This window comes from Exiguobacterium aestuarii (assembly GCF_020171655.1).
Lineage (GTDB): Bacteria > Bacillota > Bacilli > Exiguobacteriales > Exiguobacteriaceae > Exiguobacterium > Exiguobacterium aestuarii_A.
Genome location: NZ_JAIVAC010000003.1, coordinates 1 through 25,424, shown reverse-complemented (window position 1 = coordinate 25,424; position 25,424 = coordinate 1). Strand labels below are relative to the sequence as shown.

Below are 25,424 nucleotides of genomic sequence, written 5' to 3'. Positions count from 1 at the left end.
CTTCAAGCGCGCTTCATTTGATTGGTTGCACAATCAGGTGGAGTGCGCTTTTTTGCGTGCTTAGGTGGATTGGACGGAAGGGGGAAATCAGTCATGAAGCTGATTAAACAATTAGATTGGTTTATTAAAAGACAGAAACGGACGTATTTGATTGCCATCATCTTACTCATCATCACGGGAGTTGTAGATATGTTGCCACCGTGGATTATTGGACAGGCAATCGATGCGATTCGTGAAGGAAGTTTGACGACAGAACGATTGATCCTCATTGTGTCATCACTTTTAGGCATCATGGTGTTGTCTTATGTGATGTCGTACTTGTGGATCGCCCGACTATTCGGGACAGCCTTTTTACTTGAAAAGAAATTGAGAGGTCGTTTTTTCGGTCACCTCCTCAAACAAACGCCACGCTTTTATCAACAACATCGTACGGGGGACTTGATGGCACTCGCGACAAATGACTTGAAAGCGGTTGAGCGAACAGCGGGATTTGGGGTCATGACATTAGTCGATTCGTTCAACATGACGCTCATCGCGTTGACGATCATGGGTGTATTCATCGATTGGAAGTTGACACTTGCTGCACTTTTGCCGATGCCGATTCTCGCCTGGTCGATGAATAAACTCGGAAGTCAAATTCATACACGCTTCACGGCAGCCCAGGATTCATTTGGAGTAATGAACGACCAAGTTGTCGAGTCAATTTCAGGTCTCCGGGTCGTCCGTTCATTCGTTCAAGAAGAGGCGGACACGAAAAAGTTTGATGACATCACAGATGATGTCATGGCGAAAAACATGCACGTCGCAAAAATCGATGTATTGTTTGAACCGGTCATCAAACTTCTTGTCGGTCTTAGTTATTTGATTGGGCTCTCGTTCGGGACGTATCTCGTCTTTACGAACGACATCACGCTCGGTCAACTCGTCTCGTTCAACATTTATTTAGGAATGCTCATTTGGCCGATGTATGCGTTCGGTGAACTGATCAACGTCGTACAACGGGGAACGGCGAGTCTCGAACGAATTGAATCGACGATGAACGAAGCTCCGGACGTTGCCTCTACGGGGACGGTCCAGATCGACGTTCCGGAGAAAATCACATTTAAATCGCTCTCATTCCGTTATCCGAATGCGAATCGTGATTCGTTAGAGGACATCGTCCTGCACGTTTCGCGTGGTGAGACGATTGGGGTCGTCGGACCGACTGGAGCTGGGAAGACGACGTTACTCCGTCAGTTACTTCGGGAGTATCCGATTGATGATTCACTTCTCGTGAATGGCGTGCCGATTTCGGACATCAAACTCGAAACCGTTCGTGGCTGGAGTGGTTATGTGTCACAAGAACATCTTCTCTTCTCGAAAACGGTTCGCGATAACATTCGTTTCGGAGTGGATGATGTCTCGGATGAGGCGCTAGAGACGGCGATTCGTCTCGCGGCGTTTGATACAGATATTGAACATTTAGAGAATGGTTTAGATACGGTAGTCGGAGAACAGGGTGTCATGCTGTCAGGCGGACAGAAACAACGTCTGTCGATTGCACGAGCGTTGTTGAAGAATCCTGAGATTCTACTCCTTGACGATTCGCTCTCAGCGGTCGATGCGAAGACAGAATCACGCATCATCGATTCCGTTCGTACGAGCCGCGAAGCGAAAACGACATTCATCGTCGCACACCGTCTTTCTGCGGTGGCGCACGCTGATCAAATCCTCGTCCTTCAAGACGGGCGTGTCACTGAACGTGGCACACATGACCAACTGATGGAACGCCACGGTTGGTACTATGAACAATTTATTCGACAAGGAGAGTCGGAGTAATCCGAGAAAGGGGGAATCTCTCATGATCGATCAATATGAATTAGATCCAGTCCGTCGGAAGAAAACGATCCGTTCACTCGTTGGGTACGCCAAACAAGTGAAACGCTCGATCTTCCTCGGATTGACATTACTCTTTTTAGCGGTCGGTGCAGAACTTGCCGGACCGTATATCGCCAAAATCATTATCGATGAGCATATCGTCGCCATCGAACGTGATTGGGTTCAAGTCGAGTCTGGCGGTAGCGTTTCCTTTGATGGAAACTCGTACGAGAAAGAAACGAGGCTTGACGGGCAAGACGTGGTTCAGCCCGTCTCCATCGTGCAAACGACGGACGGATACTATCTCGTCCCTGATGCAGTGATGAGCGGTGGGATCCGAGACGTCGAAGGAGACGTGCTGACGATTACACGAGGAGATGAGACGGCGACGTATGAAAATATCGTCTCGCTCTCATCGACCGACGTGTTCCAGTTTTATCAGACAGATTTACGAGCGGTGCTCATGTTATCTGGTCTCTATGTCGTCCTATTGCTACTCGCAGCCGGATTGAACTGGGGACAACAGATGCTCTTGCAACGTTCGGCGCACAGTATCGTGAAAACGATGCGTCTCGACGTGATGAAGCATCTACAAACGATCCCGGTACGATATTTTGATCAGACGCCGATCGGGAAAATTGTCAGTCGTGTCACGAACGACACGGAGACGATTCGAGACCTGTATTTAGGGGTGCTTGCCCGCGTCTTCCAAAGCGTCGTCATGATGATTGGGGTACTGATTGCGATGTTCTTCCTAGACGTACGTCTAGGCTTCGTCTCACTCATCATCATCCCGGTCGTCATCGTCTGGATCAAATTGTTCCAGCGTTTCTCGACGAAAAATAACTTCCGCGTCCGTGCGCTCGTCGCAGACATGAATGCACAGTTGAATGAAAGCATTCAGACGATGCCGATCATTCAATCGTACGTCCGCGAAGATCTCGTCTATGACGAGTTTAATGAGAAGAACAGTGACAACTTCCAAACGAGACGGAAATTGTTGAAATTGGATGCGTTAATGAGTCATAACTTGGTCAACTTTTTCCGAAACATGGCGCTCGCCTTACTCATCTGGTTCGTCGGGGCGCAAACACTCGGTGGGGGAAGCATCCTGACACTCGGGATCTTGTATGCCTATATCGATTACGTCTCGCGTATTTTTGAGCCGGTGACACAAATCATGAACCAGTTATCACCGCTTCAACAAGCGCTCGTATCGGCCGACCGGATGTTCCAGTTGCTCGATGAAAAAGGAGAGCCGGTCTCATCGGAACGCATTCCACGATTTAAAGGGGAAGTTGTCTTTGATGACGTGACATTCAGTTATGAAGCTGGGAAACCAGTGTTACAACAGATTGAACTACACGCGGCTCCGGGTGAGACGATTGCCCTTGTCGGACATACAGGCAGTGGGAAGAGTTCGATCATGAACTTGCTCATGCGCTTTTATGACCCCTCAAAAGGTGTTCTCCGCATCGATGGAATGGATGTGACGAAACTGCCGACTCAGGCGGTACGAGACCATCTCGGAATTGTCTTGCAAGACCCGTTTCTCTTCACTGGGACGATTCGTACAAACATCACACTTGGAGATGAATCCATTACAGATGACCAAGTATGGAAAGCACTGACAGCCGTAGGGGCGGATCGTTTTGTGAAGCAGTTGCCAAAAGGAATCGATGAACCGGTGATTGAACGTGGTGCTTCCCTTTCAAGTGGGGAACGACAGTTGATTAGTTTCGCTCGCGCCCTCGTCTTTGACCCGGCCATCCTCGTCCTCGATGAGGCGACAGCGAGTGTCGACTCGGAGACCGAGGCACTGATTCAAGAAGCACTCAAAACACTCACGTTCGGTCGAACGACGTTTGTCATCGCCCACCGACTCTCGACGATTCGGGAAGCGGATCAAATTCTCGTTCTCGACCATGGTCGAATCATCGAACGTGGGAATCATCAGTCGCTCATCGAATTCGGTGGCGTCTATGCCCGAATGCACGAATTACAAAGTAAGCAACAAGCGATCAGTTAAGGAGGTCACATGGAAATCACGGGGAAATATAACCGCGCCAAAGTATTCAATGAACGTATCGATGACATGACGCGGAATCAGATTCAAACCCTTCTCGACCAACCGTTCACAGAAGGAGCATCGATTCGTATCATGCCAGATATGCACGCTGGGAAAGGGTCGGTCGTTGGCACGACGATGACGATTCACGATAAAGTCGTACCAAACTTGGTCGGTGTCGATTTAGGATGTGGGATGCTTTGTACTGAAATCAAAGCCAAACGAATCGACTTTCAGCGACTCGATGACGTGATCCGTGAACTTGTACCGAGCGGGATGAACATTCGCGAGACGGTTCATCCGTACGCGTCTGAACTTCCGCTTGAAGCGGTTCGAGCGCCGTATAAACTCGACCGCGCCTTGCGCTCGGTCGGGTCGCTCGGCTCGGGGAACCATTTCATTGAAGTGAACCGGGATGACCAGGGACGTACGTTTCTCGTCATTCATTCGGGTTCGCGCCATCTCGGGGTACAGATTGCCGACCATTATCAAGAGCGCGCGATTCAACACATGATGGAAACGAACGATGTAAAAGAAGCAATCGAGCGTTTGAAGACCGCTGGACGGCAGCAAGACATCTCGACGTATCTGGAAGCGGAACGTGAAGCGCGGAAACCATTCCGTGACCTGGCTTATGTCGAAGGGGAGGATATGGACGATTACATGCATGACGTGCGAATCGCCCAACAATACGCAGCAGCGAACCGTCGAGCGATGACAGATGTGATCGTGGAAGCAATGAAGTGGAACGTCGTCAATCAATTCGACACCGTTCACAACTATATCGACCATGACGCAATGATTCTGCGTAAAGGAGCCATCTCCGCGCAAGAAGGAGAGCGTGTCATCATTCCGATGAATATGCGAGACGGTTCGCTCATCTGTACGGGGAAAGGGAACCCGGACTGGAACTTCTCTGGTCCTCACGGAGCAGGTCGGATCATGTCCCGTTCAGCCGCGCGCAAACGCGTCGACTTCAAAGAATTCAAACGTACGATGGAAGGCGTATGGTCGACATCGGTTCGACCGTCGACCGTGGATGAGTCACCATTCGTCTACAAATCGATGAAAGAGATTATCCGTTACATCGAACCGGCGGTCAGCATCGATCAAGTCATCAAACCGTTGTACAACTTCAAGGCGAACTGAGTGAATTTCACTCAGTCTCGCCTTTTTCTTTTTTTCGCAAAATCTGATACGCTTACATCGAGGTGAACGAAATGGAAAAGCGGTTAAGTGATTTATCGAAATATGAGTTAGAGCAAGAGATTCAAGCCTTGCATGAGAGAAAGCGGAAGGCTGAACAAATGGGCATGGTCAGCGAAATCGAAGTTGTCCTTCGACGGATTGCGATTGCCGAAAGCTATTTGGTCGACCCGACATCGTTTCGTCCCGGTGAAACATATGTCGTCAACTACAACGACCAACCGTTCCGCTTAAAATTCGTCAACGGTGTCATGGGTTGGGGTACGTTTGAAGGGGACATGACAGAACGCGCCATCCCACTCTCTGAACTGTCGGAGGTGAAACGATGAACCGAAACGAACAATACGAGCGACTCGCGGCCATTCTAAAAGAGAAGAATGACGTGCTAAACGATTCGGAAGCCATCACATGGGTCGAAGTGCTATGGGAAGACTTTGAGACGTCGCTCGCCAAGGCAGGCGAACCGTATCCAGGAGAAGCGAAAGCGTTTCAATACGTCATTCAACAGATTGATGCATACGGCGCACAGCTCCATTTGTTCCAAACGAAGAACGAGAAGTTTAAGCACTTGATGTCAAAACGAAATTTACATTGAATCACGTCCGTTGCGGCGTGATTTTTTATTTGCAATTCTCATTCAGTTCGTTATAATGAAGGTCGCTAATAGTTTGCTTGTAAGTATAGTATAGATAAACTTTCTTTAGTTGAACTCATGTTTCACTAAACTAGAAGGAGGCGTTCAGTCGTTGGAAGTAGGTCAAAACATTAAGCGACTCCGGATAAAAAAAGGATTGACCCAAGAGGAGTTAGCGGAGCGTACGGATTTGAGTAAAGGATACATCTCTCAAATCGAACGTGATTTAAGCTCTCCTTCATTAGAGACGTTATTTGATTTGTTGAGCGTCCTTGGAAGTTCACCAAAAGAGTTCTTCGATGAAGATTTGAATCAAAAGGTCGTATACACCGTCGATGACCGCACCACATATACGGATGAGGAACGAAAATATCGGACGGAGTGGCTCATTCCAGAATCAAATGAAAAAGAGATGGAGCCGATTCTCGTCACATTTTTCAAAAACGGAGAATTTAAGCAATATGAACCTTCCCGTTCAGAGACATTGGTATACGTCTTGTCCGGCAAAGTGGCGCTGAAGTTAGGTCATCACACTTATTTCGCTAAAGCAGGGGAAACAATGTATTATGTCGCCTCGGATTCACACCAACTCGTCAACGATCACGATGGCGAAAGTGAATGTCTCATCGTAGCGACCCATTCTTATTTATAAGTCAATAGAGGAGGAAACAGCATGAATGCAGAGACAATTATTCGTTTTGACCACGTGTCAAAGCGTTACGACGACACTGTCGTCCTAGAAGATATCAGTTTTGAGATTGAGCGTGGGAAGTTTTATACGCTTCTCGGTCCATCGGGATGTGGGAAGACGACAATCCTACGTCTCATCGCCGGATTTACCGACGCGACTGAAGGTGATATTCAGTTCAGTGGGAAGCGAATCAACGATGTACCCGCCAACAAACGACAAGTGAACACCGTGTTTCAAGATTATGCGCTGTTTCCTCATTTGAACGTATTTGAAAATGTCGCGTTTGGTCTCCGCATTAAAAAGTTGAAAGAAGCAGACATTAAAGCGAAAGTGGAGCAAGCTCTCAAGTTTGTTAACTTAGAAGGATACGGCTCGCGCGAAATCGATGAGATGTCAGGTGGACAACGTCAACGTGTCGCCATCGCCCGTGCAATCGTGAACGAGCCAGAGGTCATCCTCCTCGATGAACCGTTGTCTGCCTTAGATTTGAAACTTCGTACAGAAATGCAATATGAATTACGTGAGTTGCAACAACGTCTCGGCATCACCTTCATCTTCGTCACACACGACCAGGAAGAGGCGCTCGCGATGTCCGATGAGATTTTCGTCATGAACAACGGGAAAATTGTTCAGAGTGGGACGCCGACTGATATTTACGACGAACCGATTAACCGCTTCGTCGCAGACTTCATCGGAGAATCGAATATCGTACCGGGTGTCATGCCAGAAGACAATGTCGTCACGTTCGCTGGCAAAACGTTCGATTGCGTCGACCAAGGGTTTGACCGTAACGAAAAAGTAGAGGTTATCATTCGTCCGGAAGACTTGGAGATGACATCCATCGATTCTGCGAAATTGATTGTCGATGTTGATTCACAACTGTTCCGCGGCGTTCACTATGAGATTTGCTGTTACGACCAAGAAGGGAACGAGTGGCTCGTTCACTCGACGAAGAAGTCGACCGTCGGATCAAAAATCGGATTGACGTTTGATGAGGAAGCGATTCACGTCATGCGATTAGGAGAGACAGAAGAAGAGTTCGACCGTCGTCTCGAATCCTATGAGGAGGTCCCTCATGAATCAAACTAACCAGACCGCAAAGACGGTATATTTGACGACATATTGGATTTGGATTGCCTTATTCGTCGTCGCGCCACTCGTCCTCGTCGTCTATTACTCGTTTTTTGATATCGACGGGAACTTGAGTTTAGAAAACTATCAGACGTTCTTCTCTTCGACGTACTTGTCGATGACGTTATCATCATTTTGGTACGCGTTCCTGATTACGTTCTTTTCGCTACTCGTCGGGTACCCGACGGCGTATTTGTTGACGAAGACGAAGCATAAACAGCTGTGGCTCTTGCTCATCTTGCTTCCGTCATGGATTAACTTGTTATTAAAAGCGTACGCGTTCCTCGGGATTTTTGGAACGTACGGCATCACGAATCAGTTTTTAGAGGCGATTGGGATTGGGACGAAGCAGATTCTCTTCACGGACTTCAGTTTCGTCTTCGTCTCGGTATACATTTTCATTCCGTTCATGATTTTGCCGATCTACAACGCGATTGAAAAATTACCACCATCTCTCGTCTATGCATCACGCGACTTAGGTGCATCGAACTGGACGACGTTCCGACGTGTCATCTTCCCGTTGACGCTTGACGGCGTCAAGTCAGGGATTCAAATTGTCTTTATTCCGGCGTTGTCACTCTTCATGATCACACGCCTGATCGCAGGAAACCGTGTCATCACGCTCGGTACGGCGATTGAACAACAATTCCTCGTTACGCAAAACTGGGGGATGGGATCTACGATTGCCGTCTTCTTGATTTTGGCGATGGTTCTCGTCATGGTCATCACGCGTGACTGGGGTGCGAAAGGAGCGGTCCGTCGATGAAACGTAAACGATTCAAACTATCAAACCTATATTTGGCGGCCGTGTTCTTCATTTTATACGCGCCAATCTTATATCTCGTCTTCTACTCGTTCAACAGCGGCGGGACGATGAGTAACTTCGAAGGATTCACCCTTGAGTGGTACAAGTCACTCTTCACGGACACGCGACTTCTTGTCATCGTCTTGAACACAATCGTCATCGCCCTATTATCGGCGACAATTTCGACCGTGCTCGGTGTCATCGGGGCGCTCGCCATCTATACGGCGAAACAAAAGTATACGAAGACATCCCTGTTGTCTTTGAACAACGTCTTGATTGTCAGTCCGGACGTTATCATCGGGGCATCGTTCTTGATTCTCTTCACGATGCTCGGGATTCAGTTAGGCTTCTATTCGGTTCTCTTGTCGCACATCGCGTTCTCGGTTCCGATTGTCGTCATCTTGGTGTTGCCGAAACTTCAAGAGATGAGCCCGACGCTGATCGATGCGTCGCGTGATTTAGGGGCAAGTACATGGGATGTGTTGACGAAAGTCATTCTCCCGTATATCACACCAGGTGTGTTCGCCGGATTCTTCACAGCACTCACGTATTCGTTAGATGACTTTGCAGTCACGTTCTTCGTGACAGGGAACGGGTTCACGACACTTGCGGTAGAAGTCTACTCACGGGCTCGTCAAGGAATCTCGCTTGAAATCAACGCGTTATCTGCGATTTTGTTCGTCTTCACCCTCATCCTTGTCATTGGATATTATGTGTTGGCGCAACGAGGAGCAAAGGAGGTTAGACGATGAAAAAATTAATCATCATGCTGGCTGTTCCGTTGATTGTCAGCTTCGGTCTCCTTCTTTGGATTCAGCAATTGAACGCTGCGCAAGGGTTTGGTGGCGACAATACGCTTGTCGTCTATAACTGGGGAGACTATATCGATGAGGATTTGATTGGGGAGTTCGAAGAACAGAGTGGACTAAAAGTTGTCTATCAGACGTTCGATTCGAACGAAGCGATGCTCACGAAAATTGAGCAAGGGGGTACAGCGTTCGATGTAGCTGTCCCTTCAGACTATGCGATTAGTAAGATGATTGAAGAGGACTTGTTGCTTCCAATCGACTACGAGAAGCTTGAGAATTTCGATAACATCGATCCACGCTTTCTCGACAAATCGTTCGACCCAGGTAACAAGTACTCGGTTCCTTACTTCTGGGGAACGGTCGGGATTGTCTATAATCCCGAAATGGTCGATGGTGAAATCACATCGTGGAACGACTTGTGGGAGATGCCGCTTGAAAATGACATCCTTCTTGCAGACGGAACACGAGAAGTGATGGGCTTCGGCTTGAACTCGCTCGGCTATTCTCTCAATACAACGAACAAAGATGAGTTGATTGAAGCGGAACAAAAGCTAGAGACGCTTTGGCCAAACATCAAAGCAATCGTCGGGGATGAAATTAAAATGTTGATGGCAAACCGTGAAGCGGCAGCGGCTGTCGTGTGGTCTGGAGATGCGTCGGAAATCATGTACGAAAATGAAGAACTGACGTATGTCATTCCAGAAGAGGGGACGAATCTCTGGTTCGATAACCTCGTCATTCCGAGCACGGCACAAAATGTGGACGGTGCGCATCAATTCATCGATTTCATGCTAGATGCCGAGATTGCAGCCCGTAATACGGACTATGTCGGCTATTCGACACCGAACGAAGCCGCGCTCGAGTTTTTAGATGAAGAAGTCACATCAGATGAGCGATTCTATCCATCTCGTGAAGTGACGCAAGAACTTGAAGTATATGAAAACTTAGGGAAGCGGATGAACGCTTACTATAATGAACTGTATTTACGTTTTAAAATGCAGAGCAAATGATAAGACATCCCTCACTCATTACGAGTGGGGGATGTTTTTTTACCGCTTATAGGCTGATTCGATGTCCTCGACATGTTTCATCATGATAGCTGCGTCGACTTGTGTGAAAGATAATAAGGTCTCATATAGTTGTATTTGTTCATCTTGGTCGAAGACGAAATCTTGGTACGTGGTCAACTGTTTAGCCCATTGTTGACGATTCAAAACGGGAACGTCTGATGACTCAATTTGTTTCAGTGTAGATCGATTGCTGAATACAATCCATGAATGGAGATGTGTTCGGTCGAGTCCGAGAACTTGCTCAATGGCTTTCAGGTGTAATTCATTTTGTTTGATTGGGTTGAAGAAGCGATGTTTTCTACGACGGGGAAGTGTCTGCGTCCAGTATTGGTCACGTGCACGCCCAAAAATCCATCCGCTATAATTTTTGGATTCAATGACGTGGATTCCAGCCTGATTGATGAAGACGACATCAATTTCTGTTGTTCGATCTTTCTTTGAGGGATGAGGCAAATAAAGATTCGTCAATATGAGCGGTTGAGAGAATGTTGACTCGATGTCTGCCACACACAAATATTCACCATAAAGTCCTGTATCTTGAACGACTTTGACATATGAATGCCGTGTCTGTTCATAGTATTGACTTCGTTTGTAGCGTCTAACCTTATAGACGATGATGGATGCGAGTACGAGAAAAATCGGGGTGAAGATCACAAGCAAGGTCACAAATATATTCTCTAATAATTCGGTGAGTAATGTAGTCATCGAATGCCTCCCTTTTTCTCCACTATACATAAGAAATCAATCATATATGTATATTTTTTACAATTGAGGAGAATCGTTTTTTTGAAATGAGAAAGGACCCATCGAAATGGGTCCTTGTGATCATATTTCATGCTTTAGCGCTTCACGCTCTTCTTCTGTAAAGACTCGAGAACGTCCTAAAAATCGTTTTCCTTCGACACCCTCGAGGGAGAACATACCGCCTCGACCATCGACCACATCGATAATGAGTTGTGTATGCTTCCAATAATCATATTGTTTCTCGTGGATATAGAATGGGGTATCTCCAATTTCACCAAGGAGCACATCATGATCGCCCACCATGAACTCGTCGCGTGGAAAGCACATGGGTGAACTTCCATCACAGCATCCTCCCGATTGATGAAATAGAAGTGGACCGTGTTTCGATTTTAGACGTTCGATCAGTTCGAGCGCGGCGGGGGTGGCCTCGACTCGTTTCACCATCTTAGAAGAACCCGAGCTTTTGTTCGCTGTAGCTGACGAGCATGTTTTTCGTCCGTTGATAATGACCAAGCATCATCTTATGGTTCTCGCGACCAATCCCAGACATTTTATACCCACCGAAAGCAGCATGTGCCGGGTATGAATGGTAGCAGTTGATCCAGACGCGACCTGCTTGGATTTCACGACCGAACCGGTAGGCACGGTTCATGTCACGTGTCCACACGCCTGCCCCAAGTCCGTAGAGCGTATCGTTCGCGATGGCGAGTGCTTCCGCATCATCTTTGAACGTCGTCACCGATAAGACCGGTCCGAAAATCTCTTCTTGGAAGATGCGCATTTTGTTATGACCTTTGAAGATGGTCGGTTGAATGTAATATCCATCCGCGAGGTCTCCATCCATCATGTTGCGTTCTCCACCGATGAGACACTCTGCGCCTTCTTCTTTCCCGATTTCAAGGTAAGAGAGGATTTTCTCCATTTGTTCGTTCGATGCTTGTGCACCCATCATAACGTCTGAATCGAGCGGATTGCCAAGTTTAATCGCTTTGACGCGCTCAAGCACGCGTTCCATGAACTTGTCATAGATGGATTCTTGAATTAATGCACGAGACGGACACGTACATACTTCCCCTTGATTCAAGGCGAACATGACGAGACCTTCAATCGCTTTATCGAAGAAATCATCATCGGCTTCCATGATATCTGCGAAGAAGATGTTTGGAGATTTTCCACCGAGCTCGAGTGTGACCGGGATGATGTTTTGTGAAGCGTACTGCATGATTAAGCGTCCCGTCGTCGTTTCTCCTGTGAAGGCGACTTTATCGACACGGTCACTCGATGCGAGCGGTTTACCTGCCTCAAGACCGAAACCGTTTACGATGTTGACGACACCTGGTGGCAATAAGTCTTCAATGAGTTCCATGAGGACCATGATCGAAGAAGGTGTTTGTTCGGCTGGTTTTAAGACGACACAGTTTCCAGCTGCGAGTGCCGGAGCAAGTTTCCATACCGCCATCAAGATTGGGAAGTTCCACGGAATGATTTGAGCGACGACACCGAGCGGTTCATGGAAGTGATAGGCGACTGTATCGTTGTCGAGTTCACTGATTCCGCCTTCCTGTGAACGAATCACACCGGCGAAGTAACGGAAGTGATCAATCGCGAGCGGAAGGTCGGCATTGAGCGTTTCCCGAACTGCTTTACCATTCTCCCATGTTTCTGCATATGCGAGCATCTCGAGATTCTCTTCCATGCGATCAGCAATTTTATTCAAGATGACAGAACGTTCCGCGACGGACGTTTTGCCCCAATCCTCTTTTGCTGCATGTGCAGCATCCAATGCGAGTTCAATATCCTCTTTCGTTGAGCGGGCGACTTCACATAATACTTTCCCATTTACAGGAGATGTGTTTTCAAAGTATTCTCCACCAGCCGGTGCGGTCCACTTTCCGTTAATAAAGTTCTCGTAACGGTCCTTAAACTGTACTTTCGTTCCTGCTGAGTTCGGTACTTCATAAATCATGTTCGTTCCTCCCTTTTCATACGAGATAGAGGAGTTATGTATGCGCTTACATTTTTAAGTAAGCGAACGACTCCCTTTTTTCATCGTAACGGTTTGTTGTGATAAAAGTCAAAATTTTTTGACAATAATTTGTCGATCTTTTGAAAAAACGTTTTGAAGTCAAGATTTGTGGTAATCAGTACATTGTGTACATCATTCAATTACCTATAAGGAGTGAACTAACATGGCGAAGACATATCAAGTTGACCCGGCGCACAGTTCCATCACCTTTACCGTTAAACATATGATGATTTCAAAGGTAAAAGGCGAATTTAAAGAGTTTGATATCGAAGCGAACGGAGACCCGAACGACTTGGCAAATGCGAGCGTAAAAGTGACGATTCAGGCAGCATCCGTGGATACAAACAATTCGGATCGAGACAATCACCTCCGTTCAGGAGACTTCTTCAATGCAGAAGAATATCCACGTATCGTGTTTCAATCGACATCATTCCGCTCGAAAGGCGGCGGTGAGTTTGAATTGACAGGGGATTTGACGATTCGAGGAACGACACGGGAAGAAACGTTCGAAGTCGAGTATGAGGGAAGTGCAAAAGATCCATGGGGTAACATGAAACACGCTTTCTCAGGGGAAGGTTCTCTCAACCGAGAAGATTATGGATTGACATGGAACCAAGCGCTCGAAGCGGGAGGTGTCCTCGTCGATAAGAAAGTCAAATTTGAGTTTGAGCTGCAGTTCACTGAAGCCGAGGCATAAGAAAAGTCGCTCATCTGAGCGACTTTTTATTGTTCGTATACTAGTTTTTTCTGAAGGCTGTCTTCACTGAATACCCAACCAGTAAAGGAAGATAATACTTCGTTTGACTGTTCGTCTACGATGACGACAGCGACGAACGGATACATATTTTTTGAGAAATAACGTAAGTTCGTGAAACGATATTCAATCATTCCGTTATGGCGTGTCACGGTATACGTGTGAATTTTTGAAAACTCGAGGAACGCTTGTAAATCTGCATTTTTTCGAGCTTCGACGAAATGTAGATCTTCTTCTCCAGGCATCGGTTTGTCGCGGAAGCGACCACACTCGATGACTTTCCCTTTCTTCACTTTCACGGCTCCGAGACCATCGCGGAAACGGACGGCAACGTGCCAATCATCCCAACCGATTCCTGGTGAGATAAATAGTTCATGTGCACCGGCAAAGTGTCGTGCCACGGTAGCGAGCGCACGGTTACGCAATTTAAACTGAATTGCATAGTAACTAATGACAAGCGCAATGAGCAATGCAAAAATAGGGACAGTCGCACCGGTTATCATCCATAATGCATATGCACCGTAATAAGCAGAGAACAAGTACGGATCAAACGTTCCGATGACACCCCAGCCGATCCATTTTTTCGAAAATGGCTGTAGCGCTTGCGTCCCGTAAGCGTTGAACAAGTCGACCGTGACGTGTAACAACACAGCGATTTGTGCCATGACCCATAGGGAGGCGGGATTGACGCCAAGCACCGTACCGATGACGGCACTGACGATAATCGGCCAAGCAAGCAGTGCGGTGATTCCATGTGAACGACCGCGATGTTGGCGTAAATACGTACTATTTCCTTTTAACTTAAAGACGGTGTCGAAGTCTGGGGCATGCGAGCCGACGAGAGCCGTCGCTGTCATGGCCAGAAACATCTGTGCATCACCTGACACTTCCGGGCTGAGCGTCGCGATGGCACTTAAACCAAGTCCCATACCAATGTGTGTCGCAGTATCCAATGTGCTTCAGCACCTCCATCAATATATACAAAATCACGTCATCTGTTCTTAATAATCATACAATATTTTTAAAACGAGGGGAAACACAATGCTTAATCTTGATAAATTGTTCACAAATTATAATATTCATCAATTCAATGAGGGATTGGTCACGTGGTTCAATCGTGAAAAGCGTGATTTACCTTGGCGTCATGCGAAAAATCCATATCGCGTCTGGGTGAGTGAGGTCATGTTACAACAGACGCGGGTCGACACGGTCATCCCATATTACAACCGTTTCATGGAACGCTTCCCGACACTTGAGGCGCTCGCTTCTGCTGAAACAGACGAAGTCGTCAAATATTGGGAAGGGCTCGGTTATTACTCCCGCATTCGAAACTTACACGAGGCGGTCAAAGAAGTCGCTTCTGTTTATGATGGCATCGTACCCGAAGAGAAGGAACGTTTTGAAAAGTTGAAGGGAGTCGGACCCTATACAACGGGAGCGGTGTTGTCGATTGCTTACAATCAACCGGAACCAGCGGTCGATGGGAACGTCATGCGCGTCATGTCCCGACAATTCGGGATTTATGACGATATCGCTGTACCGAAGACGCGTAAACTTTTTGAACAAGTCGTTCGTCGTTTGATGGACCCGACTCATGCGTCCGATTTTAATGAAGGCGTCATGGAATTAGGGGCGACGGTCTGTACACCGAAAAATCCGATGTGCTCGCTCTGTCCGGTCCAAGATACGTGTTATGCGTATGCCCATCACGTACAAGATGAGCTGCCGGTCAAAACGAAAAAAGGAGCGGCACGTGTCGAAATGTATGACGCGCTATGCATCGAAAAAGACGGGAAAGTCGCCTATGAACAACGACCGGACAAAGGACTACTCGCTGGGATGTGGCAATATCCGCTTACAGAACGAGGAACGGGGGAACAGGTAAACGGAACTTATCTCGGGCAAGTGAAACACGTCTTCTCCCATATCGTCTGGTATATCGATTTATATCGAGTCGATACGCTCCCGACCGATGATGTCGTCTGGTTAGACGCCTCAGAGCGCGAGGTGAAGACGGTTTCTGTGGCTCAACAAAAACTAGAACGATTGGCAGGTGGTGAAAGTGAGACGATTTGATGTAGAGTCGACATACGATACGACGATTGATACGCTATGGGATCTATTACAGGATGCTTCGCTTTTGACGAAGCTGACAAAGTTTCCTAAAGTACGTCTAGTGGGGGATGGTGCCTCGGTCGAAGGCAATGAAGTGAAGTTGTTAATAGGGGTCGGTCCAATAGAATTGCCTTGGAATAGTGCCATCACGATTTCAGGAAACCGGGCGTTCTGTGATCAAGGAAAGGCACTGCCGTTTCCGTTCAAGCGGTTCACACATGTGCATCGAGTCGAGTCGCGTGACGGAAAGGCGGTCATGATTGACGAAGTGACGTTCGATAGCTATGTTCCGAACATACTCGTCGAATATTTCGTGCTTCGTCCGATGTTTCAGGAACGGGCACGGGCCTTCCAAAAAACACTAAATTCATGAAAATAAGAGATTTCCTTTTTCATTGGTTCTGAAAGTCGCTATAATTAAATATGAGAATTGTATAGCATCACAGCGGAAAGGAGGAGCTTATGAGCTTATTTCCCAAAGCAGGTAGCAAAATCGAGATACAGAGCTACAAGCACAACGGAACTTTGCATCGCGTTTGGGAAGAAACGCTCGTCCTTCAGTCGTCAAAAACGGATATGATCGGATTCAACGACCGCATCATGGTCAGTGAGTCAGACGGTCGGCAATGGAGAACGCGTGAGCCGGCAATTTGCTACTTTTCATCTGAGTATTGGTTCAATGTCATCTGTATGATTCGCGAAGACGGGATTTACTACTACTGTAATCTAGGTTCGCCGACTACATTTGATGGGGATGAACGTGCCATCAAATATATCGATTACGATTTGGACATCAAGGTGTTCCCGGATATGTCGTATACGATTTTAGATGAAGATGAATATGAGCGGCATCGTCGCGAGATGAATTATCCGAAAGCGATTGATCGAATCTTGAAGCAGAACGTGCAAGAACTGATCAACTGGATTCGAGGACGGAAAGGGCCGTTCAACCCAACATTCGTCGATGAATGGTATCGCGAATACGAAGCACGTTACCGGAGATGATTCCTCATCTCCGCTTTTTTTCTTAATGAAGGAGGAACTATGGGTAGTATTAAACGTTATCTGCAATTTGTTAAGCCATATAAAAAACAAATTGCCCTAACGATTTCCGTCGGGATTTTAAAGTTTTCGATTCCGCTCGGATTACCGTTACTTTATAAATATGTCATTGATAATTATTTAGGTGATGATGCGCCGAGACAGGACTATACGACGCTTGTCTGGTTATTCAGTATCGTCTTCTTCGTCTTTCTCGTTCTCAAGCCGCCGATTGAATACTTGCGTCAATATTTGGCGCAGTGGGCCGCGACCCGTGTCTTGTTCGATGTACGGAACAGACTGTTCGATCACGTCCAGAAGTTGTCGCTTCGCTTTTATTCAAACAATAAGACGGGGCAAATCATTTCGCGGATCATCAACGACGTGGAACAGACGAAAGACTTCGTCATCACCGGCTTGATGAATATTTGGCTCGATATGATTACGATTTTCATCGCTATTGGAATCATGTACACGATTGATCCACAACTCACACTGATCGCCATCTTACCACTTCCGTTCTATGCATTTGCGGTCCGTTATTTTTACGGGCGATTGCGTCGTTTGACGCGTGAACGCTCGGCAGCGCTCGCTGATCTTCAGGGACATTTGACAGAACGTGTGAATGGGATGGCGGTCATTCGGAGTTTTGCGCTAGAGCCATATGAAAACAAGGCGTTCGAACAACAGAACGGCGGGTTCTTGAATGCGGCGCTTAAACATACGAGTTGGAACGCCAAAACGTATGTCGTCGTGTCCACCATCACTGATATCGCGCCAATCCTCATCTTCACAACGGCGTCGTGGCTCGTTATTCAAGAACAGGTGACGCTCGGTACGCTCGTTGCATTCATTGCTTATATTGACCGTCTGTATGCGCCGCTCGGGCGTCTCGTCAACTCGGCGACGACACTCACGCAGTCGGTCGCTTCGATGGACCGTGTTTTTGAATTCTTGGATGAGACATATGATATCGAGGAGAAGCCGAACGGATTCGTCCCACTGTCGACAGCGGGTAAAATCGATCTTGAGCATGTGAGCTTTTCATATGAGCAGGACGGAACACGAGCATTGAACGATGTGAACCTTCAAATTCGTTCTGGGGAACGCGTAGCATTCGTCGGGATGTCCGGTGGCGGAAAGTCCACACTGGTCAGTCTGATTCCACGCTTCTATGACGTGACGGATGGAAGTATCAAAATCGACGGGGTCGATGTACGTGATTTCAAATTGCGTGCGCTTCGTGACCAGATTGGAATGGTTATGCAGGACTCCGTCCTCTTCAGTGAATCGGTCGCAATGAACATCCGCATGGGGAATCCGGATGCGACGGACGAAGAAGTCATCGCAGCGGCGAAGGCGGCTAACGCCCATGAGTTTATCTCGAAACTGCAAGACGGATATGCGACACCGGTCGGGGAGAAAGGTGTCAAGCTCTCCGGGGGACAAAAGCAACGACTTGCAATCGCGCGTGTGTTCTTGAAGAACCCTCCGATTTTGATTTTAGATGAGGCGACGAGTGCGCTCGACTTAGAGAGTGAAGCGATGATTCAAGACTCGCTTGCTCGTCTGACGAAAGGGCGGACGACGTTAATCGTTGCCCATCGCTTGTCGACGATCACCGACGCCGATCAAATCGTCGTTGTCGAGAACGGACAAATCATGGAGACAGGAACGCACGAAGAACTGATGCGTCGTCGTGGTGCCTATTATGATTTGTATATGATTCAAGATTTAGCCGTAGTGGAATAACGAAAAAGTCGAGGCCGTATAGGGCTCGACTTTTTTAGTGGTCTAAAAATCGTTTACGCACATCGGGGGAAGGGAGCGTGCACACTTCCTTCTTCCCGAATAGACGTGTCCGATGTTTGGCGAAGAGATCATATCCGCGATCACGAATCCATTTGGGTACGAATCGGATGAACCGGAGCAGGCGCCAACGGCCATCAAGGTGCTCGGCAATCCGAATCGCTGCGTCTGATTTCAAGTAAGGGACACCTTCTTCAATGTAGACGATACTGTCGACTGATTGTGGGATTCGGTGTCGTGCTCGATACGAATGACCGACCTCGCTTTGGAGCGATGCAAAGTAAATCGAGGCATGTCGGTCGTGACGAATAATGAACTGGACACTGGCATCGCAAAAGTTGCAGTCTCCATCGAATAACACAATCGCAGGCAAGTGCTTCGCCTCCTTCATCGTACTGTTTTACCGTTTTGTCTTCATGTTAAACGTCAAGCCGCGAGTTGGCGAGCGGGTTGCATCTTATATAGCGATACATAATACAAGTAAGCACCGAGGGCACCAAAGATAAAGATATACCCGCTCATGAAGATAGGACCGATGAACGCACCGACGACGATACCGGCTGCCGCGACGAGTTTGGCACCATGGAACGTCAGGCCGCCGAATGCAAGATAAGAAGCGCGTCGCTCAGGGTCGAGCAAATCGACTTGTTTCACTTGTCGAATCGGAGAGTAGAGAAGTTCACCAATCGTAAAGGTGATTGCAAGTGCAGCGAGAACGATGAAGGAATTCATCGATGTGATGGCAGCATAGGCCGTCACGTACAACGATAATCCGACGAAGAAGACGGCTTTCTCTTTAAACCGCTTGACGAATGCGGTGACGGCGAACGTGATGGCGACGACGAGCAACGTGTTTTCAAGTTGCATAAAAGCCATCATGCGTACTCCGTCAAATGGTATTCCGAAAATTTGTCGACTTTCAAATGACTCGGCTAAATGGACACCAATGTAATTCGCCATATGAAACTCGGTCGAAAAGACGAGCATACTTCCGAGGACGAAGGTGATCCAACGACGATCGCGCAACGCGATTTTATAGTTTTCGATAACCCCGTGAATCGGATTTGACGGAGTCGAACGGTTCCCAGTATACGTATCGACCAAATAACGTTGAAGTACAATCGTCGTGATTGTAAGAACGATTGTCATGCCGATGAAGAGAGCGAAGCGATGGTCTCGATAAAAGGCACCTCCAAGCATGACGCCTCCTGCGATGGCCAAATTGACGAGCCAATAGTCATATACATAGATGGCTTTTCGATTCGACTCTTCCATCGAATCGATGACAATCGCCTCGAGTGCCGGATAGTTCAATCCGTTCGACACGGCATGCCCGAAGTAAAGGATGGCGACGACGAGTGCCCAGTTGTTCGATGGGTGAATGGCGACGGTCATACCAAGAAAACAGATGATTTGAATCACCTGACCAATTTGTAAGATAACTTTCCGATTGAACCGATCGGAGAAGTACCCACCGAATAGGCCGGTCAAGTAGCCGACGATCACGAATGACGTCATGATGATTCCGGCGGGCACTTTACCAAGTTCTTCTGAAAAGTAGAGCGCCATGAATGGGAAAATGGCAGAGCCGACGATTCGAATGCAAAATCCACAAACGAGTCGCAAGCGGACGTTTAATGGAAAATTCTTAAATTTCATATTATGAGCACCTCCTTGGTTCTACTGTAATGGGGGACGGTGCTCAATAAAAAGAGACACTTTTGGTAAAGATGTCCCCTTTTAAACAAAGAAAAAAGAGATGCTCACGCATCTCTTTCTCACAATTGTGCAAACGAGCGGTTGACCGCTTCGATTGTTTTGTCGATATCTTGTTCCGTATGTTCTGTTGTGAGGAACCATGCCTCATATTTCGATGGAGCCAAGTTCACGCCGTTTTCAAGCATCAACTTGAAGAAGCGTCCGAACTTTTCACCGTCCGATTTTTCAGCACCCTCATAATCAGTGACGATTTCATCCGTGAAGTATACCGTGAGCGCTCCCTTCAAACGGTTGAGCGTGATGGTCACGCCATGTTTCTCTGCCGCTTCACGGATCCCTGCCTCAAGTCGTGCACCGAGCGTGTCTAACTTCTCATAAACGCCAGGTTGTTCGAGCACTTCCAGACACGCGATTCCCGTCGCCATCGAGGCCGGATTTCCTGCCATTGTGCCGGCTTGATACGCTGGTCCGAGTGGTGCGACCGTCTCCATGATTTCGGCTTTTCCGCCATAAGCACCGATTGGTAGACCACCACCAATAATCTTCCCAAGTGCCGTCATATCCGGTTCGATTCCGTATACTTGTTGGGCACTTCCATATGTGAAGCGGAATGCTGTGATGACTTCATCATAGATGACGAGAGCGCCATGTTCGTGCGTGATGTCATTAACAGCCTGGAGGAAACCTGGCTTCGGTTCTACGATTCCGAAGTTCCCGACAATCGGCTCGACGAGAACACATGCGACCTGGTCACCCCATTCCTTCATCATCTCGCGATACGCTTCGACGTCGTTGAATGGGACGGTGATGACTTCTTTAGCTGTGGCTTTTGTCACACCTGCTGAGTCTGGAGAACCGAGTGTTGCCGGACCACTACCTGCTGCAATCAGCATGAGATCCGAATGTCCGTGGTAGCAACCGCTGAATTTCACAACGAGTTCACGACCGGTATAAGCACGGGCGACTCGAACTGTCGTCATCACGGCTTCTGTTCCAGAGTTGGTGAATCGTACCTTATCCATAGAAGGAATGGCTTGTTTTAGTTTCTTGGCAAACTCGACTTCAAGACGGTGAGGTGTTCCGTATAATAAACCTTTTGAAGAAGCGTTCATAAGCGCTTCATGAATGTGTGGGTGGGCATGGCCCGTAATGATTGGACCGTATGCCGCCAAATAATCGATGTAACGGTTGCCGTCTACATCATAAAAATAGGCACCTTCGCCGCGTTCCATATAAACAGGGGCGCCGCCACCGACCGCTTTAAATGAGCGGGATGGACTGTTGACACCTCCGACGATGTGAGTGAGTGCATCTTGGTATAATGCATCGGATGACTTACGATTTGATGAAGTAGTCATATGTATTGCCTCCTTATTCAAATTCGCACTTATTGTATCATAGCCGTCAACCGCATAAGCTCAGTGTTTGACGAGTAGTTGAGAAATCAGTACACTATTTATAAAGATTACTATGTAAGAAATAAGTTAATGTTCAAAACTATTTCGCATGAATTTTATAGAAGAAATGAGGGATTGACGTGGGAAGCGAAATGCTTGACCATGCTGTTCAGTCGCTCCGAGAACATGGAGTCAGAATGACGCCTCAGCGCCAGGCCATTTTGGAGTACCTCGTCACGGAGCACAGTCACCCGACAGCGGATGACATTTATAAGGCACTTGCCGCACGGTTTCCAAACATGAGTGTGGCCACTGTATATAACAACTTGCGCGTCTTTAAAGAAGTGGGTCTCGTTCAAGAGATGAACTATGGGGACGCCTCAAGTCGCTTTGATTTTGTGACGTCGAAACACTATCACATCATTTGTGACACGTGTGGGAAAGTCGTCGACTTCAACTATCCGGTATTAGATGAAATTGAATCGGTCGCATCTCAATTGACGGGGTTCAAAGTCGATCGTCACCGTCTTGAAGTGTACGGAACGTGCCCGTCCTGCCAATCTGAGCAATCACAAACACATTAAAAACCACATCCGAATATTCGGATGTGGTTTTTTGTATCAGTCCGTTTGTTGCGACTGACGCTTGTTATATTTTTCATCAAACTCTTTACCTTCAAGTGAGCGGTCAATTGTGAGCGGTTCATCACAATGCATACATAAGTCGACGCGCCCGAGCATTTTTGTCTCTTTCTCACAGTTCGGACACGTGACGATGATTGCTTTTGTCGAGGCCATCCCGACGATGAAGTAAAGGGCAGAGCTTGCCAGCACCATGATAAATCCAAGAAGCATAAAAATAATCATGAGCCAAGTAATGGATTTGGCGAGAAGTCCAAGATACATGACACCGATTCCGCCAAAAATCAGGAGTAATGCTATATTACGTGCACGGTTGATTTTGTTCCCCCGTTTTTTCATAAGTGAATCCCTCCAATAGTCTGTCTCTATCATAGCTCATCTTCAAACGAGTGAGAAGTTCCTGCACTTTTTCGGCAGGAGTTTTTTGAAAAGAGGGCGAATCTTGTTCGTATCGAAAATGACAATCGTCATATATAGTCAACTTACGATTGGGAGAGAAGGGGTCCAGATGACGATGGAATATGCGACTCGCACTATTTATTCAGAATATGCTGCATTAAAAACAACACTTGGAATTATTGAAGTGAAGAAAAAACGAGCACGTGATCCGTTGACGGATCAATCGGACCGTCTGCTCATTGTCATTGAAGCGAGACCGGATCCATTTTGGACGGTAAAACATTATCAGGTCGGTCAAGAAAGAATCGTCTTGCACGTCGTTAGTGACTCGATGATGGACAGATGGATCGTCTTAAATGAAAACCGACGCGCGATTCATTGGATTGAAGACGGAATTGTTCTATTTGAACGGAATGAATACATCTTAGAATTGCGACAACGAAATCGTAATTTGACGAATCGAGAACAACGTCTTCAACTGTCGCTTTCGTTTGCGAAACTATTGCGTCGTTTTGAAGATGGTCGCTACTTATTTTTAGAAGGCGAATTCCAAGACGCCTTTACCCAGATTCACCATGCGCTCACACACTTGGCGCGACTTTCGATTCTAGAGGCTGGAATTCATCCTGAAATTGTTTTGTGGGAACAAGTCCGAGCAATCGATCTGGAAATTTATAAGCTGCACGAAGAACTTGTCGGGGGACAAGAGACACTTGAACAACGAATCCATCTTGTCGTGATTGGAATGGAACATTTGATTCAATCAAAAGTGTTGCCCGGCACACTATTGTTACTTCAGACGATGCAAGAGAAAGATGGGGCTTGGACGTTCTCTGAATTGATGGATCATCCAAACTTAAATGAGCTTCGTGTCGACCTCGGAAGTATCATCGGATTTTTAGTGAGAAAAGGATATGTTCGTACGGTCACGAGACCGACAAAGGGAGTTGGAGTAGAGGCGGTACTTTATGAGATTGCCTAATTTCCCTTATGTAAGCATGATGAGGAGACGATATGTCGCATGAAATTTTTGAAGTTTAGCATCGGAACGATTTTCATTCTATTTGTCACGTTTGTGATTTCCGTCGTTGTCGCTCTTTTTACGATGGGGGACCCGATTACACAAGGACGCCCCATTCTTTGGACGATTTGGTATATGGCGGCTCTGTTGATTGTATGTATGGGGCTTTACGATTTTTCTCCTTTAACGAACCATAAAGTGAAACGGGTCCTCGGTTGGGGAGTTTTATCAGGTGTTCTTGTATTCGCTTCTGTCAAAGGGTACTACATGTATCAAGATCATTTAAAAATTGAAGAGCGTGGTGTAGAGTTGGTTGACTATCAGCCGTTTACGAACTCAGATCGATTGGCGAAATTGAATCATCCAACATCCGTTTCATTCGTGAACGGCGTGCCACGATTGGATGGTGCGACAGCCCTTTACCCGATGTATGCTTCATTCGTCGAAGCGGTGTATCCAAACTCCGGAACATATGACCCGTATAATGATCAAGTGAGTAAAGTCGTCTCGACAACAACGCCAGAAGCATACAGTCGATTGATGAACAATCAAACGGACTTGATTTTTGTCGCGGGTCCGTCCGATCGTCAGTTGCAAGTCGCCAAGCAAAAGGACGTATCTCTACATATGACACCTGTTGGTAGAGAAGCATTTGTTTTCTTCGTTCATGAAGATAATCCGGTCGAATCTTTGACGATGGAACAAGTCCGTGGAATTTATGCGGGTGACATTCGCAATTGGAAAGAGGTCGGTGGCGACTCCGAAACCATTCGTGCTTTCCAACGACCAGAGGATAGCGGTAGTCAAACAGCGTTGCAAAAGATGATGGGTGAACGGAAGTTGATGGAAGCACCGGTTGAAGATGTCCCTGAAGGAATGGGTGGAATCATTCAACAAGCCTCATCGTATCGAAATCATAAAAATGCGATTGGATTCTCATTCCGATACTATGCGACAGAAATGGTGAATGATCATAAAATCAAGTTACTTCGTATAGAAGGAATCGAACCAACTGTTAAAACGATTCAAGACGGATCTTATCCGCTGACCTCTGAATTCTACGCAGTCACTACGGAAGAAAAAGCAGAACAATATGATGCTTTTCTAAAATGGTTAGGTAGCGAGGATGGACAGGTGTTGGTCGAAAAGACGGGTTACGTTCGTCTTAAATGAAACAGGTGATCAAGGTTTACTTTTCGTCTTATCAGCGAAGAGTAAATCTTTTTTTTAATTTTATTGTTTTTTGTATTGACGAAGTGGTAAATAGAGATTATAGTTATAAACGTTGTCACGGCAAAAGATTATTTCAGAAAAACAATTTGTGAAAAAAGTTGTTGACGAAAACAATTGAAACGTGATAGATTAATGAAGTCGCCAAGAGCGACAGACGAACTTTGAAAACTGAACGATGAGGCAAAAATAAGTTTTACAATTTTTGAATGAAGCGCAAGCTTCGTCAATTTAAGAGCTATATCAAATTCTTTGGA

General features: G+C 46.9%; 26 protein-coding genes. 18 read left to right on the top strand and 8 right to left on the bottom strand.

The window, feature by feature from the left end; genetic code table 11:
- Nucleotides 1–93 precede the first annotated feature (93 nt).
- The 10 genes from LCM29_RS12700 to LCM29_RS12655 all read left to right on the top strand — a co-directional run bounded on the left by LCM29_RS12700 (nucleotide 94) and on the right by LCM29_RS12655 (nucleotide 10,211).
- The gene (locus LCM29_RS12700; RefSeq protein WP_224863239.1) at nucleotides 94–1,818 is read left to right on the top strand and encodes an ABC transporter ATP-binding protein; all 1,725 of its coding nucleotides are present in this window, start codon (nucleotides 94–96) and stop codon (nucleotides 1,816–1,818) included.
- Between the two features lie 22 nt (nucleotides 1,819–1,840).
- Nucleotides 1,841–3,886: an ABC transporter ATP-binding protein gene (locus LCM29_RS12695; protein ID WP_224863237.1), complete on the top strand. Its 2,046-nt coding sequence runs from the start codon at nucleotides 1,841–1,843 to the stop codon at nucleotides 3,884–3,886.
- 9 nt (nucleotides 3,887–3,895) lie between these two features.
- The gene (locus LCM29_RS12690) at nucleotides 3,896–5,074 is read left to right on the top strand and encodes an RtcB family protein (protein WP_224863235.1); all 1,179 of its coding nucleotides are present in this window, start codon (nucleotides 3,896–3,898) and stop codon (nucleotides 5,072–5,074) included.
- A 71-nt stretch (nucleotides 5,075–5,145) separates the two neighbouring features.
- A complete protein-coding gene (locus tag LCM29_RS12685) occupies nucleotides 5,146–5,460 on the top strand; it encodes a YfhH family protein (RefSeq protein ID WP_074033104.1) in 315 nt (104 codons plus the stop codon).
- The gene (locus tag LCM29_RS12680) at nucleotides 5,457–5,726 is read left to right on the top strand and encodes a YfhJ family protein (protein WP_074033105.1); all 270 of its coding nucleotides are present in this window, start codon (nucleotides 5,457–5,459) and stop codon (nucleotides 5,724–5,726) included. Before LCM29_RS12685 ends, LCM29_RS12680 begins: the two co-directional genes overlap by 4 nt.
- Before the next feature lie 151 nt (nucleotides 5,727–5,877).
- On the top strand, nucleotides 5,878–6,417 hold the full coding sequence (locus LCM29_RS12675; protein WP_214747136.1) for a helix-turn-helix domain-containing protein: 540 nt from the start codon (nucleotides 5,878–5,880) through the stop codon (nucleotides 6,415–6,417).
- Between the two features lie 21 nt (nucleotides 6,418–6,438).
- On the top strand, nucleotides 6,439–7,545 hold the full coding sequence (locus LCM29_RS12670; RefSeq protein WP_224863233.1) for an ABC transporter ATP-binding protein: 1,107 nt from the start codon (nucleotides 6,439–6,441) through the stop codon (nucleotides 7,543–7,545).
- Nucleotides 7,532–8,353 carry an ABC transporter permease gene (locus LCM29_RS12665; protein WP_074033108.1) on the top strand — a complete coding sequence of 274 codons (822 nt, stop codon included), beginning with the start codon at nucleotides 7,532–7,534 and terminating at the stop codon, nucleotides 8,351–8,353. The genes LCM29_RS12670 and LCM29_RS12665 overlap by 14 nt, the downstream gene beginning before the upstream one ends.
- A complete protein-coding gene (locus LCM29_RS12660; RefSeq protein WP_074033109.1) occupies nucleotides 8,350–9,144 on the top strand; it encodes an ABC transporter permease in 795 nt (264 codons plus the stop codon). Before LCM29_RS12665 ends, LCM29_RS12660 begins: the two co-directional genes overlap by 4 nt.
- Nucleotides 9,141–10,211: an ABC transporter substrate-binding protein gene (locus LCM29_RS12655; protein ID WP_214822244.1), complete on the top strand. Its 1,071-nt coding sequence runs from the start codon at nucleotides 9,141–9,143 to the stop codon at nucleotides 10,209–10,211. The genes LCM29_RS12660 and LCM29_RS12655 overlap by 4 nt, the downstream gene beginning before the upstream one ends.
- Nucleotides 10,212–10,250: 39 nt before the next feature.
- Here LCM29_RS12655 and LCM29_RS12650 read toward each other — a convergent pair whose 3' ends face one another.
- The 3 genes from LCM29_RS12650 to adh form a co-directional block, all read right to left on the bottom strand.
- Entirely contained in the window at nucleotides 10,251–10,976 is a 726-nt protein-coding gene (locus tag LCM29_RS12650) for a nuclease-related domain-containing protein (RefSeq protein WP_224863232.1), read from the bottom strand.
- 120 nt (nucleotides 10,977–11,096) lie between these two features.
- Nucleotides 11,097–11,459: a DUF779 domain-containing protein gene (locus tag LCM29_RS12645; RefSeq protein WP_214785663.1), complete on the bottom strand. Its 363-nt coding sequence runs from the start codon at nucleotides 11,457–11,459 to the stop codon at nucleotides 11,097–11,099.
- A gap of 1 nt (nucleotide 11,460) precedes the next feature.
- Nucleotides 11,461–12,981 carry an aldehyde dehydrogenase gene (gene adh / locus LCM29_RS12640; protein ID WP_214747121.1) on the bottom strand — a complete coding sequence of 507 codons (1,521 nt, stop codon included), beginning with the start codon at nucleotides 12,979–12,981 and terminating at the stop codon, nucleotides 11,461–11,463.
- Nucleotides 12,982–13,204: 223 nt separating this feature from the next.
- On the opposite strand from adh, the gene LCM29_RS12635 reads away from it, so the two are divergent.
- Complete coding sequence (locus tag LCM29_RS12635) at nucleotides 13,205–13,738, top strand: YceI family protein (RefSeq protein ID WP_224863229.1); 534 nt, start codon at nucleotides 13,205–13,207, stop codon at nucleotides 13,736–13,738.
- A gap of 26 nt (nucleotides 13,739–13,764) precedes the next feature.
- On the opposite strand, the gene LCM29_RS12630 is transcribed toward LCM29_RS12635, so the two are convergent.
- Nucleotides 13,765–14,748 (bottom strand): metal-dependent hydrolase, encoded by a 984-nt coding sequence (locus LCM29_RS12630; RefSeq protein WP_026826711.1) that lies wholly within the window; start codon nucleotides 14,746–14,748, stop codon nucleotides 13,765–13,767.
- A gap of 88 nt (nucleotides 14,749–14,836) precedes the next feature.
- Here LCM29_RS12630 and mutY point away from each other — a divergent pair, with 88 nt between their 5' ends.
- From mutY to LCM29_RS12610, 4 genes are all read left to right on the top strand, one after another.
- Nucleotides 14,837–15,871: an A/G-specific adenine glycosylase gene (mutY, locus tag LCM29_RS12625; protein ID WP_224863227.1), complete on the top strand. Its 1,035-nt coding sequence runs from the start codon at nucleotides 14,837–14,839 to the stop codon at nucleotides 15,869–15,871.
- The gene (locus LCM29_RS12620) at nucleotides 15,858–16,283 is read left to right on the top strand and encodes a hypothetical protein (protein ID WP_214876453.1); all 426 of its coding nucleotides are present in this window, start codon (nucleotides 15,858–15,860) and stop codon (nucleotides 16,281–16,283) included. Before mutY ends, LCM29_RS12620 begins: the two co-directional genes overlap by 14 nt.
- 89 nt (nucleotides 16,284–16,372) lie before the next feature.
- Nucleotides 16,373–16,915 (top strand): DUF402 domain-containing protein, encoded by a 543-nt coding sequence (locus tag LCM29_RS12615; RefSeq protein ID WP_015880896.1) that lies wholly within the window; start codon nucleotides 16,373–16,375, stop codon nucleotides 16,913–16,915.
- 39 nt (nucleotides 16,916–16,954) lie between these two features.
- Nucleotides 16,955–18,703 carry an ABC transporter ATP-binding protein gene (locus LCM29_RS12610; protein WP_224863224.1) on the top strand — a complete coding sequence of 583 codons (1,749 nt, stop codon included), beginning with the start codon at nucleotides 16,955–16,957 and terminating at the stop codon, nucleotides 18,701–18,703.
- A gap of 34 nt (nucleotides 18,704–18,737) precedes the next feature.
- Here the strand turns inward: LCM29_RS12610 and LCM29_RS12605 are convergent, their stop codons facing one another.
- From LCM29_RS12605 to LCM29_RS12595, 3 genes are all read right to left on the bottom strand, one after another.
- Nucleotides 18,738–19,133: a thiol-disulfide oxidoreductase DCC family protein gene (locus tag LCM29_RS12605; RefSeq protein WP_224863222.1), complete on the bottom strand. Its 396-nt coding sequence runs from the start codon at nucleotides 19,131–19,133 to the stop codon at nucleotides 18,738–18,740.
- A gap of 53 nt (nucleotides 19,134–19,186) precedes the next feature.
- Complete coding sequence (locus LCM29_RS12600; RefSeq protein WP_224863220.1) at nucleotides 19,187–20,419, bottom strand: MFS transporter; 1,233 nt, start codon at nucleotides 20,417–20,419, stop codon at nucleotides 19,187–19,189.
- Nucleotides 20,420–20,538: 119 nt separating this feature from the next.
- Complete coding sequence (locus LCM29_RS12595; protein WP_224863218.1) at nucleotides 20,539–21,837, bottom strand: glutamate-1-semialdehyde 2,1-aminomutase; 1,299 nt, start codon at nucleotides 21,835–21,837, stop codon at nucleotides 20,539–20,541.
- 191 nt (nucleotides 21,838–22,028) lie between these two features.
- Here LCM29_RS12595 and perR point away from each other — a divergent pair, with 191 nt between their 5' ends.
- A complete protein-coding gene (perR, locus tag LCM29_RS12590; protein ID WP_031421138.1) occupies nucleotides 22,029–22,460 on the top strand; it encodes a peroxide-responsive transcriptional repressor PerR in 432 nt (143 codons plus the stop codon).
- 36 nt (nucleotides 22,461–22,496) lie between these two features.
- Here perR and LCM29_RS12585 read toward each other — a convergent pair whose 3' ends face one another.
- Complete coding sequence (locus LCM29_RS12585; protein ID WP_015880902.1) at nucleotides 22,497–22,856, bottom strand: YgzB family protein; 360 nt, start codon at nucleotides 22,854–22,856, stop codon at nucleotides 22,497–22,499.
- Nucleotides 22,857–22,959: 103 nt separating this feature from the next.
- Between LCM29_RS12585 and LCM29_RS12580 the strand changes: the two genes are divergently transcribed.
- On the top strand, nucleotides 22,960–23,898 hold the full coding sequence (locus LCM29_RS12580; protein ID WP_224863216.1) for a nucleotidyltransferase-like protein: 939 nt from the start codon (nucleotides 22,960–22,962) through the stop codon (nucleotides 23,896–23,898).
- A gap of 39 nt (nucleotides 23,899–23,937) precedes the next feature.
- Entirely contained in the window at nucleotides 23,938–25,110 is a 1,173-nt protein-coding gene (locus tag LCM29_RS12575) for a PstS family phosphate ABC transporter substrate-binding protein (protein ID WP_224863214.1), read from the top strand.
- Nucleotides 25,111–25,424 lie beyond the last annotated feature (314 nt).

What these genes read in the sequence shown, in the direction of transcription:
- LCM29_RS12700 (WP_224863239.1), top strand. Translation starts at nt 94, where the DNA reads ATGAAGCTGATTAAACAATTAGATTGGTTTATTAAAAGACAGAAACGG.
- mutY (WP_224863227.1), top strand. Translation starts at nt 14,837, where the DNA reads ATGCTTAATCTTGATAAATTGTTCACAAATTATAATATTCATCAATTC.
- perR (WP_031421138.1), top strand. Translation starts at nt 22,029, where the DNA reads ATGCTTGACCATGCTGTTCAGTCGCTCCGAGAACATGGAGTCAGAATG.
- LCM29_RS12635 (WP_224863229.1), top strand. Translation starts at nt 13,205, where the DNA reads ATGGCGAAGACATATCAAGTTGACCCGGCGCACAGTTCCATCACCTTT.
- LCM29_RS12585 (WP_015880902.1), bottom strand. Translation starts at nt 22,856, where the DNA reads ATGAAAAAACGGGGGAACAAAATCAACCGTGCACGTAATATAGCATTA.
- LCM29_RS12645 (WP_214785663.1), bottom strand. Translation starts at nt 11,459, where the DNA reads ATGGTGAAACGAGTCGAGGCCACCCCCGCCGCGCTCGAACTGATCGAA.
- LCM29_RS12665 (WP_074033108.1), top strand. Translation starts at nt 7,532, where the DNA reads ATGAATCAAACTAACCAGACCGCAAAGACGGTATATTTGACGACATAT.
- LCM29_RS12695 (WP_224863237.1), top strand. Translation starts at nt 1,841, where the DNA reads ATGATCGATCAATATGAATTAGATCCAGTCCGTCGGAAGAAAACGATC.
- LCM29_RS12575 (WP_224863214.1), top strand. Translation starts at nt 23,938, where the DNA reads ATGAAATTTTTGAAGTTTAGCATCGGAACGATTTTCATTCTATTTGTC.
- LCM29_RS12685 (WP_074033104.1), top strand. Translation starts at nt 5,146, where the DNA reads ATGGAAAAGCGGTTAAGTGATTTATCGAAATATGAGTTAGAGCAAGAG.
- LCM29_RS12660 (WP_074033109.1), top strand. Translation starts at nt 8,350, where the DNA reads ATGAAACGTAAACGATTCAAACTATCAAACCTATATTTGGCGGCCGTG.
- LCM29_RS12600 (WP_224863220.1), bottom strand. Translation starts at nt 20,419, where the DNA reads ATGAAATTTAAGAATTTTCCATTAAACGTCCGCTTGCGACTCGTTTGT.
- LCM29_RS12655 (WP_214822244.1), top strand. Translation starts at nt 9,141, where the DNA reads ATGAAAAAATTAATCATCATGCTGGCTGTTCCGTTGATTGTCAGCTTC.
- LCM29_RS12610 (WP_224863224.1), top strand. Translation starts at nt 16,955, where the DNA reads ATGGGTAGTATTAAACGTTATCTGCAATTTGTTAAGCCATATAAAAAA.
- adh (WP_214747121.1), bottom strand. Translation starts at nt 12,981, where the DNA reads ATGATTTATGAAGTACCGAACTCAGCAGGAACGAAAGTACAGTTTAAG.
- LCM29_RS12595 (WP_224863218.1), bottom strand. Translation starts at nt 21,837, where the DNA reads ATGACTACTTCATCAAATCGTAAGTCATCCGATGCATTATACCAAGAT.
- LCM29_RS12680 (WP_074033105.1), top strand. Translation starts at nt 5,457, where the DNA reads ATGAACCGAAACGAACAATACGAGCGACTCGCGGCCATTCTAAAAGAG.
- LCM29_RS12650 (WP_224863232.1), bottom strand. Translation starts at nt 10,976, where the DNA reads ATGACTACATTACTCACCGAATTATTAGAGAATATATTTGTGACCTTG.
- LCM29_RS12615 (WP_015880896.1), top strand. Translation starts at nt 16,373, where the DNA reads ATGAGCTTATTTCCCAAAGCAGGTAGCAAAATCGAGATACAGAGCTAC.
- LCM29_RS12690 (WP_224863235.1), top strand. Translation starts at nt 3,896, where the DNA reads ATGGAAATCACGGGGAAATATAACCGCGCCAAAGTATTCAATGAACGT.
- LCM29_RS12670 (WP_224863233.1), top strand. Translation starts at nt 6,439, where the DNA reads ATGAATGCAGAGACAATTATTCGTTTTGACCACGTGTCAAAGCGTTAC.